Here is an 11,867-nt window from a genome sequence, read left to right as displayed (position 1 = left end):
TTGCCGGAGGCGCGCCGGATATCGCTTACAGTACCCCGACGCGCAGTCGTCCGACTGCTTCGCCTGAAGGAGAGATCAGTGGCAACACCGAATTACGGTTACGAGAAGCGGCAGAAAGAGCTGGCTCGCAAGAAGAAGAAGGAAGAAAAGCTCCGCGAAAAGGCGAACCGCAAGCTTTCCCCGAGCAGCGACGGCCTCGCGCCGGGCGATCCGGAAGACGACGTGGCCTCGCTCGAACGCGATCCGCCGACCGTTCCCGAACTGCCGACCAAGAACGGTTGAACGCTGCACCGTCCGGATTCTTTCCGTTCTGAATGACGAAGCCGCTGGGGGCCTGTCGGTCCCGCAGCGGCTTTTTGTTGGCGCGCGATCGGTGAAGAGGGCGGCCCTACTTCGCGGCGAGCAGCTTGCGCAGTTCGGGCCAGACGTTGTCGAGCAGTTGCGGCTGCGCCGCCGCGGTCGGATGGATGCGGTCGGCCTGGAACAGCGACATCGCATTCGGCGCATCGGCCACGCCCTTGAGCAGGAAGGGCACCAGCGCCGACCTGGTGGTGGACGCCACCTTGGCGAACACCGCCTCGAAGCGCCGCGTGTAGTCGCCGCCGTAGTTGGGCGGCACCTGGATGCCCACGATCAGCACCTTGGCGCCCGCGGCCTGCGCGGACTGCGTGATCTGCAGCAGGTTCGCCTCGGTGTCCGTGAGCGGCAGGCCGCGCAGCGCGTCGTTGGCGCCGAGCTCGAGCACCACGTGGCTGGGCTTGTGCTGCGCCAGCAGCGCCGCGAAGCGCGCGCGTCCGCCCGAGCTGGTGTCGCCGCTGATGCTGGCGTTGACCACGGTGGCGTCGATCTTCTGCTGCGCGAGGCGCTTCTCGAGCAGCGGCACCCAGCCTTCGCCGCGCTTCAGGCCGTACTCGGCGCTCAGCGAATCGCCGAGCACCAGGATCACCGGCTTGCGCGCGGCGGCGCCCTGTGCCATCGCCCCACGCCATGGCCCGGAACTGCCGAGCGCGGCAGTGGTCAAGATAAAGTCACGTCGATTCAAAACCAAAGCCTTTCCATGTCCCAACCCCCGTCCAATGCGATTGTCGCCGTCGAGCATGTGTTCAAGTCCGTCACCGACTCGACCGGTACCCTGGACATTCTGCAGGACATCGATTTCACCCTCGGGGCACGGGAAACCGCGGCCATCGTGGGGGCCTCGGGGTCGGGCAAGAGCACCTTGCTGTCGATCGTCGCCGGGCTCGACACGCCCACGCGCGGCACGGTGAAGCTGGCCGGCGACGACATCTTCGCCATCGACGAGGACGAACGCGCCGCCCTGCGCGCGCAGCGCGTGGGCTTCGTGTTCCAGAGCTTCCAGCTGCTGGGCAACCTCAGCGCCCTCGAGAACGTGATGCTGCCGCTGGAGCTGGCCAACCGCAAGGATGCCCGCAAGGCCGCGACCGAGATGCTGGGCCGCGTCGGCCTGGGCCAGCGGCTCAACCACTATCCCAAGGTGCTGTCGGGCGGCGAGCAGCAGCGCGTGGCGCTGGCGCGGGCCTTCGTGGTGCAGCCGGCCTTGCTGCTGGCCGACGAGCCCACGGGCAGCCTCGACTTCGCCACCGGCGAGCAGGTGATGCGGCTGATGTTCGACCTCAACCGCGAGCTCGGCACCACCCTCGTGCTGGTGACGCACGACCGCGGCATCGCGGCGCAGTGCGAGCGCCGCATCATGATCGAGGCCGGGCGCGTGGTCCTCAACGAGAGGACGGCCGACACGACGGCCTGAGGGCTTCGGGTACAACCGGGCCTGCAGGAGGAGATTCCAGATGCAGGACGAGCTACCCCCCGATGCCCGACTCGCGCTGCAGCGCGGCAACCTGATCGAGGCCATCAAGATCGTGCGCGACCGCACCGGCCTCGGCCTCAAGGAGTCCAAGGAACTGGTCGAGCGGCATGCCAACGCGGTGGAGGACGAATCCGCGCCCGAGACCGACGAATGGAACCGGCTCTTGAGCGGCGGCGCGCAGGGCCTGCCGGCCGAAGCGGTCGCCGCGCTCGCGCGGGGCCGCAAGGTCGAGGCGGTGAAGATCGTGCGCGAGGCCACCGGCCTCGGCCTGGCCGAATCGCTGAAGCGGGTCGACGAGCACCTGCATGGCCAGCGCGGCCAGTCCGCGCCGCACGGTGCCTTCGACCCGATGGCCGAGCCCGGTCGCGTGCCTTCGGGCGGCGGCGTCAGGTTGCTGGCGATCGTGCTGATGATCGCCTTGGTGGCCACGGCATTCTTCTTCATGAGTGCCTGAGCCCGATGATCGTTCCACAGTTCTGGGCCGAAGGCCGCATCCAGCAACGCATCGACGGCCGCCAGCTCACGGTGCGCCGTTTCGGCTGGTCCGACGACAGCCCCGTGGCCGCGCAGGCCCATGCCGACCAGCGCACGCGCGAGGCCTTCGAGCGCATCGCCGCCGGCGAGACGCTGGTGCGCCGCGAGCGCAAGGTGGCCTACAACGGCGCCGACGGCATGCCGATCCGCGAGGAGATCGTCGAGCGCCACGGCGAGGACATCGTCACGCGCAACGGCTATGGCGCGCGCTGCCTCAATACGCCCGACGTGCTGTTCGTCGACGTGGACTTCGACGACCCGCGGCATGCCAGCGGCCGCGGGCTCACCGTCGTCGGCGCGGCCCTCATCGGCGCGGTGGTCGCGGGCTATGCCAGCAAGTCGTGGGTGCTGGCCGTGGTGGCGGCCGTCCTCGTGGCGGCCTTCGGCTTCTGGCGCGTGCGCCTCGAAGGGCTGCGGCTGACCGAACCCGAGGCCGATCCGCTCGCGGCCGTGCGTGCGCGCATCGAGCGCTTCGTCCACCAGCATCCCGACTGGCACCTGCGCCTGTACCGCACCCCCGCGGGCCTGCGCGCGCTCGCCATGCACGACGTCTTCGCGCCGTCCGATGCCGCCGTCGCCGACGTGTTCCAGACCCTGGGCGCCGACAAGGTCTATGCGCGCATGTGCCGCAACCAGAACTGCTTTCGCGCGCGCGTGAGCGCCAAGCCCTGGCGCATCGGCATCAGCGATCCGATGCGGCCGCGCCCCGGTGTCTGGCCGGTGGCGCCCGAGCGGCTCGCGCAACGCGAGGCCTGGGTGGCGCGCTACGAGCAGATGGCCGACCGCTTCGCGGCCTGCGAGTACCTCGAGAGCGTGGGCGACGCGCAGCGCGTGCATCCGCGCGCGCTCGCGGTGCAGCAGTTGCACGACGGGCTGGCGCAGGCGCGCGCCGGCCTGCCGCTGGCCTGAAGCCGGGCTAAGGCGGGCGGGGGCGGCCTCCCTCGATAATCGCCGCATGTCTTCTCCCAAAGTGATCTTCGGCTTCCATGCCGTGGGCGTGCGCATCAAGACCGCCCCCAAGTCCGTGCTCGAGGTGCTGTTCGACGCCAGCCGGCGCGATGCGCGCATGAAACAGTTCATGGCGCGGGCCCAGGATGCCGGCGTGCGGCTGGTCGAGGCCGACGGCGCGCGGCTCGCCAAGCTCAGCGGCAGCCACGGCCACCAGGGCGTGGTGGCGCGCGTGGAGCCGGCGGCGCAGATCCATTCGCTCGACGAACTGCTCGAAGGCCTGGAGGAGGCCGGTACCGTGCCGCTCTTGCTGGTGCTCGACGGCGTGACCGATCCGCACAACCTCGGCGCCTGCCTGCGCGTGGCCGACGGCGCCGGCGCCCATGCGGTGATCGCGCCCAAGGACCATGCGGCCGGCATCAACGCCACCGTGGCCAAGGTGGCCAGCGGCGCGGCCGAGACGGTGCCCTATTTCATGGTGACCAACCTCGCGCGCACGCTCAACGAGCTCAAGGAGCGCAGCATCTGGTGCGTGGGCACCAGCGACGACGCGCCCGGCACCATCTACCAGAGCGACTTCAAGCGCCCGCTGGCGCTGGTGCTCGGCGCCGAGGGCGAGGGCATGCGCCAACTCACGCGCAAGACCTGCGACGAGCTGGTCAGCATCCCGATGGCGGGCGCGGTCGAGAGCCTGAACGTCTCGGTCGCCAGCGGCGTGTGCCTCTACGAGGCGATGCGCCAGCGCGGCGCCTGAGCGCCGCGCCGCGGCCTCACTGCGACGGATCCTTGCCGCGGGTGCGGCCCACCGCGCTGAAGATGCCGATGCCCAGCAGGATCAGCGAACCGATGCCGATGTAGAGCGTGGGCACGCCGGCCACCGAGGCGCCCCAGATCAAGCCGGCCATGAAGATCAGAAAACCGATCATGTAGAGCGCGAACGACATGCGTGTTCCTCCGAAGCTGTGATGTCTCGCAGTATCTGGAGCGCGCCTGCCGCCCGCACCGGCCGGTGCCGCCAGCGGCTGTGGGAGCGGGCCTACTGGGGGCGCAGGTCCTGGTCGGCCGCCAGCAGGTAGCGGCAGCCGCCATCGCCGAGCGCCTGGAACACCAGCGCCCGGTCGACCCCGAAGTCCAGGCAGTCGCCCGGTGCGAGCCGGAAGCGCTCCTCGCCGTAGTCGACCTGCAACTCGCCTTCGAGCAGCCACAGGCATTGCCGGTACGGCTTGCCGCTCCAGCGCGGATAGGCGACCTGCGCCGCGCGCGGCAGCTCGACCTCGACCAGCTCGATGCCGCCGGCCGCGCCGCGCTCGAGCACCTGCCGCCGCAGGTAGCCCGCGCCGGGGTCGCGCCACACCGCCTGCGCGGCGCGGGGGCGCAGCCGCTGCGTCTCGCGGCCCTCGTCCTGCGTCAGCAGCTGCGCCAGCGGCACGCCCAGCCCCGCCGCCAGCCGGCCCAGCAGCACGGCCGTGGGGCTGCTCTGCGCGCGCTCGACCTTGGAGATCATGGCCTTGCTCACGCCCGAGCGCTCGGCCAGTTCCGACAGGCTCAGGCCCTGGGTCTGACGCAGCGCCAGCAGCCGGTGGGCGATCAGCGCGTCGACGGGTTCGGCGGCTTCCGGAATCGGAGGGGATGCATCGTTTCTCATAAGAGACTATTATTCTCCTATAGTAAACAACCGCGCAATCTGCGAAGGACTCCCATGCGCCTGATCCCCTGCACCGAGGAAGCCCACGCCGGCACCATCCTCGCGATCCTCAACGACGCCATCGTCACCTCGACCGCGCTCTACGACTACAAGCCGCGCACGCCCGAACAGATGGCCGGCTGGTTCGCCACCAAGCGCGCCAACGGCTTCCCGGTGATCGGCGCGGTGGACGACGACGGCCGGCTCATGGGTTTCGCGAGCTACGGCAGCTTCCGCGCCTTCCCCGCCTACAAGTACACGGTCGAGCACTCGGTATACGTCGATGCCGCCGACCGCGGCAAGGGCCTGGGCCGCACCCTGCTCGAGGCGATCGTGGCCGAGGCGCAGGCGCGCGAGGTGCACGTGCTGGTCGGCGCGATCGACGCCCAGAACGCCGGCAGCATCGCGCTGCACGAGCGCCTGGGCTTCGAGCACGCGGGCACGGTGCGGCAGGCGGGCTTCAAGTTCGGCCGCTGGCTCGACGTGGCCTTCTACCAGCGCATCCTGGCCACGCCCGCCGAGCCGGTCGACGGCTGAGCGCTAGTTCACGGCCCAGAAGCGCATCACGACCTCGGCCGGCCGGCGCACGCCGGCGCCGAGGAACAGCCGCTCGGCGATCCAGGCCAGCGCGGGCGAGGCGGTCTCGAAATGCGGCGTGCAGCGGAAATACACCCGCGCCGGATCGACCGGCTCGCCGCGCAGCAGCCGCGCCATGGTCTCGCGCGAGGCGCTGCGGATCGCGTGGTTTTGCACGTAGACGAGGTCGCCCGCATCGGTCTCGAGGCCGTAGCGCGCATCGAGCACCGAGAGGGTCTCGCCCACGATCAACTGGAAGTCGCTGCCGCCCGGCAGCACGCGCGCGGTCCACCCGTGGCCCTGCGCCTGGCCGCCGGTGATCGGCACCACGCGGCGCAGGCCGCCCGGCCCCTGGCCCAGCACCTGGGGTTGGCCGACCTCCACGCGCAGGTCTGCGAAGTGCTCGAGCGAAGGCGCCGCGATGGCTTCGAAGTCGCTCATCGCCGCGTCCTCAGGCTGCCGCCTTGCCTTCTTCCTCGCTCGCGCGATCGAGCATCGCGATCGTGCCCGCGTCGAGCTTGAGCTGGGTGGCGGTCACCAGTTCGTCGAGCTGGGCGATCGAGGTCGCGCTCGCGATCGGCGCGGTCACCGAGGGGCGCGCGATCTGCCAGGCGATCGCGACCTGGCCCGGTTTCGCGTTGTACTGCTGGGCCACCTTGTCGAGCGCCTCGAGGATGCGCAGCCCGCGCGGGTTGAGGTACTTCTTGGTGGTGCTGGCGCCGCGCGCGCTCTTGGCCGCGTCGGCCTCGGTGCGGTACTTGCCGGTGAGGAAGCCGGCGGCCAGCGCATAGAAGTTGATCACGCCGACCTCGCGCTTCAGGCACAGCGGCTCGAGCTCGTCTTCGAACACGGCGCGGTCGTAGAGGTTGTACAGCGGCTGCAGGCTCTCGTAGCGCGCGATGCCCAGGCGCTCGGAGACGTCGAGCGCCTCGGCCAGCCGCGGCGCGGTGAAGTTCGAGGCGCCGATGGCGCGCACCTTGCCGGCCTTCACGAGGTCGTCGAAGGCACCCAGCGTGTCCTCGAGCGGCGTGTTGGCGTCGTCGTCGTGCGACTGGTAGAGGTCGATGTAGTCGGTCTGCAGGCGCTTGAGCGAGGCCTCGACCGCCTCGCGGATGTAGGCCGGCGAGAGCCCGACCTTGCCTTCGCCCATCGACTTGCCGAGCTTGGTGGCCAGCACCACGCGGCTGCGCTTGCCGCTCTGCTTGAGCCACTTGCCGATGATGGTCTCGGACTCGCCGCCGCTGTGGCCCGGCACCCAGTACGAGTAGACGTCGGCGGTGTCGACGAAGTTGAAGCCGGCATCGAGCCAGGCATCGAGCAGCTTGAACGAGGCGGCCTCGTCGACGGTCCAGCCGAACACGTTGCCGCCGAAGGCGAGCGGGGACACCTGGAGGCCGGAGCGGCCGAGGGGGCGAAGTTGCGACATGGGAAAGCTCCTGAGGAAAGAGGGAGGAGGAAGGGGCGAAGGTCAGACGAAACCAATGGCGCCGAGCACCGCGCCGGCGCCCAGCAGCCACAGCAGATGGATGCGCGTGCGCCAGACGACGAGCGCGGCCACGCCGGTCAGGAGCCACAGGTGCCAGGCCGGCGCATCGCCCACGTGGTTGCCGGCGGCCAGCACCCAGCCGGTGGCGATCAAGAGGCCCACCACCACGGGTGCCATGCCCTGCTTGAAGGCGCGCACGCCGCGGCGGGTGCGGTTGCGGTGGCCCCAGCGGGTGGCGAAGTAGGTGAGGGTGGTGCTCGGCAGCATGATGCCGACCATGGTCACGGCCAGCCCGAACAGGCCGAGCAGCCAGGCCGAGGGCCCGGCGCCGATGCCGCCGCCCGCGTTGAGGCCGACGTTCCAGCCCATGAGGCCGACGAACAGCACGTTGGGCCCGGGCGCGGCCTGCGCGATGGCGACCGAGGAGGTGAACTGCGCATCGGTGAGCCAGCCGTGCTGGGCCACCAGGTAGCGGTGCATGTCGGGCACGGTGGTGATGGCGCCGCTGATCGAGAGCATCGACAGCAGCATGTACTGGCCGAACAGCGCCAGCCAGTCGTGCCAGTGCATGACGATGGTCATTGAAGTGCCTCCGTGCTTCGCACTGCGGTGCGAGCTTGCTTGGGGCGGCCCGGCGCGGCGCTCATGGCTCGATCCTCTTCCAGGTCCAGCCGCAGGCCACGCCACCGAGCACCAGCAGCACCCAGCCCAGCGGGACGCGCGCCCAGGCGATGGCGCCGAACACCAGCGCCACGAACACCAGGCAGGTGGCGAAGCCCAGCGGGTGCTTGCGCAGCTGCGGGATCAGCTTGATGCCGGTGGCCGCGATCAGCCCGCCCGACACCGCGCCCATGCCGCGCAGCGCGCCCGCGACCTGCGGGTTGCCCGCGTAGTGCGCGTAGAGCACCGCGAGCGCGAGGATCACGAACAGCGGCACCGTGAGCATGCCGGCCACCGCGGCCACGGCGCCGCGCAGCCCGAAGTAGCGGTCGCCGATCATCAGCGCGAGGTTGATCACGTTGGGCCCCGGCATCACCTGGGCCACGGCCCAGTCCTCGAGGAACTGCTCGGGCGTGAGCCACTTCTTCTTCTCGACCATCTCGCGCTGCACGATCGCCAGCACGCCGCCGAAGCCCTGCAGCGCCAGCAGGGTGAAGGACACGAAGAGGTCGCGCGGCGACTGGGGATGCGCGGGGGGAGACGGTTGCATGGCGCAGCGATTATCGTAGGCGGACGGCAAGATGCCGGGCGTCGCACCGACAGGACGGCGCCACCACCGACAGGAGACTCCAACGCCATGCACCTTCGCGCCCTTTTCGATCTCTGCCGCCGCGCCGTCGCTTCCTGGTCCAACGACTACGCCCCGAGCATGGGCGCCGCGCTCGCCTACTACACCGTGTTCTCGATCGCGCCGCTGCTCCTGATCGTGATCGCCGTCGCCGGGCTGGTGTTCGGGCAGGAGGCCGCGCGCGGCGAGATCCTCGCGCAGCTCTCGGGGCTGATGGGCGAGCAGGGCGCGGCCGCGGTGCAGAGCATGCTGCAGGCGGTCAACAAGCCGCGCGAGGGCATCGTCGCCACCCTGATCGGCATCGCGCTGCTGGTGGTCGGCGCCACCACCGTGTTCGGCGAGCTGCAGGACGCGCTCGACCGCATCTGGCGCGCCCCCGCGCGTGCCAAGAGCAGCGGCATCTTCAACCTGCTGCGCGTGCGACTGCTGTCCTTCAGCATGGTGATGGGCATCGGCTTCCTGCTGATGGTGTCGCTGGTGGCGAGTGCCGCGCTGGCCGCGCTCGGCAAGTGGTGGTCGCCGATGTTCGGCGCCTGGGAGACGCTGGCCCAGTGGGTCAACTTCGGCTTCAGCTTCGCGATGGTCACCGTGATCTTCGCGATGATCTACAAGATCATGCCGCGCGCGAAGGTGCAGTGGCGCGACGTGTGGGTGGGCGCGGCGGTGACGGCGCTGCTGTTCACCGTCGGCAAGCACCTGATCGGCCTGTACATCGGCAAGAGCAGCGTGGCCTCGGGCTACGGCGCCGCGGGTTCGCTGGTGGTGGTGCTGGTGTGGGTCTACTACTCGGCGCAGATCTTCCTGCTGGGCGCCGAGTTCACCTGGGTCTATGCGCGCAGCTACGGCTCGCTCAAGCATTCCGACGTCGGCATCGGCAAGGGCAAGGACGACCACGTGCCGGCGCGCACGCGCTCGGGCGGCGATCTCTGAACGCGCTCAGCCCTTGAAGCCGCCCTCGGCGAGAAACTTCTCTTCCTCGGGCGTGCTCGCGCGGCCCAGCATCCGGTTGCGGTGCGGGAAGCGGCCGAAGCGCGCCACGATGTCCCGGTGCAGCACCGCGAAGCGCAGGGTGTTGGCATCGAGCGCGCCGCAGTGCACGACCGAGCGCTCCTGCTCGGCCAGCACCTCGGAGTGCATGAAGGGCATGTAGAAGAAAGGCCGCAGCACCTCTTCGAGCTGGCGATCGAAGCCGGCCTCGACCGCATGGTGCGCGACGGCCAGCGCCTTGCCGTCGGTGGCCAGCATGTGGGCGTTGTCGCGCCAGGCGTTGCGCGGCAGCTGGTCGAGCAGCACCAGCAGCGCGAGCGTGCCTTCGGCATCGTTCATCCAGTCGTCGAGCTCGCCGCGCGCGGCGGCGTGGTGGGCTTCGACGAAGCGGCCGGCGAACGCGGCATCGAAGGCCTCGTCCTTGGCGAACCAGCGCTTGGGGCCGGCCTCGCGCCAGAACTGCACCACATCGTGCGCCGAGGGCAGGGTGGAAGACGAAGAAGATTCAGAAGATTCGGAGGCGGAAATCATCGCGGCATTGTCTTCTTTCAGTCGGCTTTCAATGCCAGGGCTGGCGCCGCGTGCACGGCGAATTCGGGGTGGTGGCCGACAAGGGATCGCGCAGGGCCTGCCTATGCTGGTCCGCATCCATTCACGACCAGGAGACTTTCCATGAACCGATACGGCACCCTCTTGCGCGCCGCCCTCGTCGCCGGCGCGGCCAGCGCGGCACTGGCCGGCTGCGGCATGATGTCCAAGGCCAATGTCGCGAGCTTCAGCGGCGCGATGAACGCCGCCAGCGAGGTGCCGCCGAACATGACGCGCGGCAGCGGCATGGCCGAGGCCTGGCTCAACCGCGACACCAACGTCCTCAAGTACAAGATCACCTACACCGGCCTCAGCGGCCCGGCCACCGCGGCCCATTTCCACGGCCCCGCCGCCGCCGGCGCCAATGCCGGCGTGGTGCTGCCGTTCTCGAACGCGGCCAGCCCGATCGAGGGCGAGGCCACGCTCACGCCCGCGCAGGCGGCCGACCTCAGCGCGGGCAAGTGGTACGCCAACGTCCACACGGCGGCCAACCCGGGCGGCGAGATCCGCGGCCAATTGCTGCCGAAGATGTGAAGCAGGTCCGTTGAACGCGGCTTCGAGTGCCCCCTGGTCAGTCGGGGGTCACGGGGCTGATGTCAAATGACTTCATGACGACGTCCCCGAAGAAGCCCCGTTCCTCCCCTGTCTCTCCTTCTCCCCGTTCCCCGTCTCCCCCCGCCCGCCGCAAGAGCCAGGCCGCTTCCGCGGCCCGCAAGCTCGAGGCCTTCGCCGCGCGGCGCGAGGACATGCGCGCCGCGGGCAAGGCCCTGGTGCTGCAGGGCGGCGGCGCGCTCGGCGCCTACCAGGCCGGCGTCTACGCGGCGCTCAGCGAGACCGAGCTGCAGCCGCGCTGGATCGCGGGCGTGTCGATCGGCGCGATCAACGCCGCGCTGATCGCGGGCAACGCGCCCGAGCACCGGGTCGACCGGCTGCGCGAGTTCTGGCACCTGGTGTCCTCGGGCCCCTCGCAGCGCCTGCCGTCCTGGCTCGGCGACCGCGCCACGCAGAACCAGTGGAGCGCGACCATGGCCTCGCTGGTGGGCATTCCCGGCTTCTTCGAGCCGCGCTATTCGCCGGCCTTCCTGCTCGGCGGCGCGGCGCCGCTCCTGAGCTACTACGACACCTCGCCGCTGAAGGCCACGCTCGAGCGCCTGGTCGACTTCGACCGCATCAACCACTGCGAGGCGCGCTTCAGCGTGGGCGCGGTCAACGTGCGCACCGGCAACTCGGTGTACTTCGACAACACGCGCCAGCGCATCGGCCCCGAGCACATCATGGCCAGCGGCGCGCTGCCGCCGGGCTTCGCGCCGGTGCACATCGACGGCGACGACTACTGGGACGGCGGCATCGTCTCGAACACGCCGCTGCAGTACGTGCTCGACCTGCATCCGCGCAGCGAGCCGCTGGTGGTGCTGCAGGTCGACCTGTTCAATGCGCGCGGCGAGATGCCGCACACGCTGTCGGGCGTGATGGAGCGGCAGAAGGACATCACCTATTCGAGCCGCACCCGCATGAACACCGATGCGCTGGCGGCCAACATGAACCTGCAGCAGGCGATCGCCGACCTGATCGAGAAGCTGCCGCCGCACCTGCGCCGCGACCCCGCGGTCGAGGCGGTGCAGGCCGAGCTCACGCACCACCCGATCGACATCTTCCACCTGATCTACCGCGACAAGCCCTACGAGCTCGAGTCGAAGGACTACGAGTTCTCGCGCGCGGCGGTCGAGGAGCACTGGGAGTCGGGCGCGCGCGACATGCGCCGCGTGCTCGCGCATCCCGAGACGCTGCGCAGCGACGCCGCGGTCAACGGCGTCACCACCTTCGACCTCGGCGAGGGCGGCAGCGGCCGCGTGAAGCGGCCCGGCCTGTCACGCTGACGAGAAGAACCGCCCTCAAGATTCAGCCCCGGCTAAGAAACCGGCACGAGACTGGTTGCCGGTTTTCAAAC

Annotated in this window: 17 protein-coding genes; 9 read left to right on the top strand and 8 right to left on the bottom strand. The window is 70.0% G+C overall.

Annotated elements, in window-relative coordinates:
• The first annotated feature begins 78 nt into the window (after positions 1-78).
• On the top strand, positions 79-282 hold the full coding sequence (locus ACODT0_RS27875; protein WP_057594731.1) for a hypothetical protein: 204 nt from the start codon (positions 79-81) through the stop codon (positions 280-282).
• A 106-nt stretch (positions 283-388) separates the two neighbouring features.
• Here ACODT0_RS27875 and ACODT0_RS27870 read toward each other — a convergent pair whose 3' ends face one another.
• Positions 389-976: an arylesterase gene (locus ACODT0_RS27870; protein ID WP_172705552.1), complete on the bottom strand. Its 588-nt coding sequence runs from the start codon at positions 974-976 to the stop codon at positions 389-391.
• 81 nt (positions 977-1,057) lie between these two features.
• Between ACODT0_RS27870 and ACODT0_RS27865 the strand changes: the two genes are divergently transcribed.
• The 4 genes from ACODT0_RS27865 to rlmB are packed head-to-tail and all read left to right on the top strand — an operon-like array spanning position 1,058 to position 4,064.
• Positions 1,058-1,768: an ABC transporter ATP-binding protein gene (locus ACODT0_RS27865; protein WP_057594733.1), complete on the top strand. Its 711-nt coding sequence runs from the start codon at positions 1,058-1,060 to the stop codon at positions 1,766-1,768.
• Between the two features lie 40 nt (positions 1,769-1,808).
• Positions 1,809-2,282 carry a ribosomal protein L7/L12 gene (locus tag ACODT0_RS27860; protein WP_296733953.1) on the top strand — a complete coding sequence of 158 codons (474 nt, stop codon included), beginning with the start codon at positions 1,809-1,811 and terminating at the stop codon, positions 2,280-2,282.
• Positions 2,283-2,287: 5 nt separating this feature from the next.
• Entirely contained in the window at positions 2,288-3,271 is a 984-nt protein-coding gene (locus ACODT0_RS27855) for a hypothetical protein (RefSeq protein WP_489042821.1), read from the top strand.
• A gap of 46 nt (positions 3,272-3,317) precedes the next feature.
• Positions 3,318-4,064 (top strand): 23S rRNA (guanosine(2251)-2'-O)-methyltransferase RlmB, encoded by a 747-nt coding sequence (gene rlmB, locus ACODT0_RS27850; protein ID WP_093342589.1) that lies wholly within the window; start codon positions 3,318-3,320, stop codon positions 4,062-4,064.
• Between the two features lie 16 nt (positions 4,065-4,080).
• On the opposite strand, the gene ACODT0_RS27845 is transcribed toward rlmB, so the two are convergent.
• Together ACODT0_RS27845 and ACODT0_RS27840 are read right to left on the bottom strand one after the other, a co-directional pair.
• Complete coding sequence (locus ACODT0_RS27845; RefSeq protein ID WP_057594737.1) at positions 4,081-4,254, bottom strand: hypothetical protein; 174 nt, start codon at positions 4,252-4,254, stop codon at positions 4,081-4,083.
• Positions 4,255-4,346: 92 nt separating this feature from the next.
• Positions 4,347-4,955 carry a helix-turn-helix domain-containing protein gene (locus tag ACODT0_RS27840; RefSeq protein WP_489042820.1) on the bottom strand — a complete coding sequence of 203 codons (609 nt, stop codon included), beginning with the start codon at positions 4,953-4,955 and terminating at the stop codon, positions 4,347-4,349.
• A gap of 54 nt (positions 4,956-5,009) precedes the next feature.
• Here ACODT0_RS27840 and ACODT0_RS27835 point away from each other — a divergent pair, with 54 nt between their 5' ends.
• Positions 5,010-5,531, top strand: coding sequence for a GNAT family N-acetyltransferase (locus tag ACODT0_RS27835; protein WP_057594739.1), 522 nt, complete (start codon positions 5,010-5,012; stop codon positions 5,529-5,531).
• 3 nt (positions 5,532-5,534) lie between these two features.
• Here ACODT0_RS27835 and ACODT0_RS27830 read toward each other — a convergent pair whose 3' ends face one another.
• The 4 genes from ACODT0_RS27830 to ACODT0_RS27815 all read right to left on the bottom strand — a co-directional run bounded on the left by ACODT0_RS27830 (position 5,535) and on the right by ACODT0_RS27815 (position 8,266).
• Positions 5,535-6,011, bottom strand: coding sequence for a DUF3237 domain-containing protein (locus ACODT0_RS27830; protein WP_489042819.1), 477 nt, complete (start codon positions 6,009-6,011; stop codon positions 5,535-5,537).
• Positions 6,012-6,021: 10 nt separating this feature from the next.
• A complete protein-coding gene (locus ACODT0_RS27825) occupies positions 6,022-6,996 on the bottom strand; it encodes an aldo/keto reductase (protein ID WP_093342583.1) in 975 nt (324 codons plus the stop codon).
• A 42-nt stretch (positions 6,997-7,038) separates the two neighbouring features.
• Positions 7,039-7,638, bottom strand: a complete 600-nt coding sequence (locus tag ACODT0_RS27820) for a chromate transporter (RefSeq protein ID WP_422097282.1) — start codon at positions 7,636-7,638, stop codon at positions 7,039-7,041.
• A gap of 61 nt (positions 7,639-7,699) precedes the next feature.
• On the bottom strand, positions 7,700-8,266 hold the full coding sequence (locus tag ACODT0_RS27815; protein ID WP_057594743.1) for a chromate transporter: 567 nt from the start codon (positions 8,264-8,266) through the stop codon (positions 7,700-7,702).
• Positions 8,267-8,353: 87 nt separating this feature from the next.
• Between ACODT0_RS27815 and ACODT0_RS27810 the strand changes: the two genes are divergently transcribed.
• On the top strand, positions 8,354-9,274 hold the full coding sequence (locus ACODT0_RS27810) for a YihY/virulence factor BrkB family protein (RefSeq protein ID WP_057594744.1): 921 nt from the start codon (positions 8,354-8,356) through the stop codon (positions 9,272-9,274).
• A 6-nt stretch (positions 9,275-9,280) separates the two neighbouring features.
• Here ACODT0_RS27810 and ACODT0_RS27805 read toward each other — a convergent pair whose 3' ends face one another.
• Complete coding sequence (locus tag ACODT0_RS27805) at positions 9,281-9,862, bottom strand: DUF924 family protein (protein WP_057594745.1); 582 nt, start codon at positions 9,860-9,862, stop codon at positions 9,281-9,283.
• Positions 9,863-10,003: 141 nt separating this feature from the next.
• Here ACODT0_RS27805 and ACODT0_RS27800 point away from each other — a divergent pair, with 141 nt between their 5' ends.
• Together ACODT0_RS27800 and ACODT0_RS27795 are read left to right on the top strand one after the other, a co-directional pair.
• Positions 10,004-10,453, top strand: coding sequence for a CHRD domain-containing protein (locus ACODT0_RS27800; protein ID WP_057594746.1), 450 nt, complete (start codon positions 10,004-10,006; stop codon positions 10,451-10,453).
• A 212-nt stretch (positions 10,454-10,665) separates the two neighbouring features.
• Complete coding sequence (locus tag ACODT0_RS27795) at positions 10,666-11,796, top strand: patatin-like phospholipase family protein (RefSeq protein ID WP_057594747.1); 1,131 nt, start codon at positions 10,666-10,668, stop codon at positions 11,794-11,796.
• The last annotated feature ends 71 nt before the right edge of the window (positions 11,797-11,867 follow it).

This window comes from Variovorax sp. FG153 (assembly GCF_057809595.1).
The sequence above is the reverse complement of the archived record's forward strand: the minus strand, read 5'-3'. Positions and strand labels throughout refer to the sequence as shown.

Bases quoted from the DNA above. Each gene is read 5' to 3' on its own strand.
- rlmB (WP_093342589.1), top strand. From the start codon at position 3,318: ATGTCTTCTCCCAAAGTGATCTTCGGCTTCCATGCCGTGGGCGTGCGC.
- ACODT0_RS27835 (WP_057594739.1), top strand. From the start codon at position 5,010: ATGCGCCTGATCCCCTGCACCGAGGAAGCCCACGCCGGCACCATCCTC.
- ACODT0_RS27805 (WP_057594745.1), bottom strand. From the start codon at position 9,862: ATGATTTCCGCCTCCGAATCTTCTGAATCTTCTTCGTCTTCCACCCTG.
- ACODT0_RS27825 (WP_093342583.1), bottom strand. From the start codon at position 6,996: ATGTCGCAACTTCGCCCCCTCGGCCGCTCCGGCCTCCAGGTGTCCCCG.
- ACODT0_RS27800 (WP_057594746.1), top strand. From the start codon at position 10,004: ATGAACCGATACGGCACCCTCTTGCGCGCCGCCCTCGTCGCCGGCGCG.
- ACODT0_RS27795 (WP_057594747.1), top strand. From the start codon at position 10,666: ATGCGCGCCGCGGGCAAGGCCCTGGTGCTGCAGGGCGGCGGCGCGCTC.
- ACODT0_RS27815 (WP_057594743.1), bottom strand. From the start codon at position 8,266: ATGCAACCGTCTCCCCCCGCGCATCCCCAGTCGCCGCGCGACCTCTTC.
- ACODT0_RS27865 (WP_057594733.1), top strand. From the start codon at position 1,058: ATGTCCCAACCCCCGTCCAATGCGATTGTCGCCGTCGAGCATGTGTTC.
- ACODT0_RS27855 (WP_489042821.1), top strand. From the start codon at position 2,288: ATGATCGTTCCACAGTTCTGGGCCGAAGGCCGCATCCAGCAACGCATC.
- ACODT0_RS27845 (WP_057594737.1), bottom strand. From the start codon at position 4,254: ATGTCGTTCGCGCTCTACATGATCGGTTTTCTGATCTTCATGGCCGGC.
- ACODT0_RS27830 (WP_489042819.1), bottom strand. From the start codon at position 6,011: ATGAGCGACTTCGAAGCCATCGCGGCGCCTTCGCTCGAGCACTTCGCA.
- ACODT0_RS27860 (WP_296733953.1), top strand. From the start codon at position 1,809: ATGCAGGACGAGCTACCCCCCGATGCCCGACTCGCGCTGCAGCGCGGC.
- ACODT0_RS27840 (WP_489042820.1), bottom strand. From the start codon at position 4,955: ATGAGAAACGATGCATCCCCTCCGATTCCGGAAGCCGCCGAACCCGTC.
- ACODT0_RS27820 (WP_422097282.1), bottom strand. From the start codon at position 7,638: ATGACCATCGTCATGCACTGGCACGACTGGCTGGCGCTGTTCGGCCAG.
- ACODT0_RS27870 (WP_172705552.1), bottom strand. From the start codon at position 976: ATGGCACAGGGCGCCGCCGCGCGCAAGCCGGTGATCCTGGTGCTCGGC.
- ACODT0_RS27810 (WP_057594744.1), top strand. From the start codon at position 8,354: ATGCACCTTCGCGCCCTTTTCGATCTCTGCCGCCGCGCCGTCGCTTCC.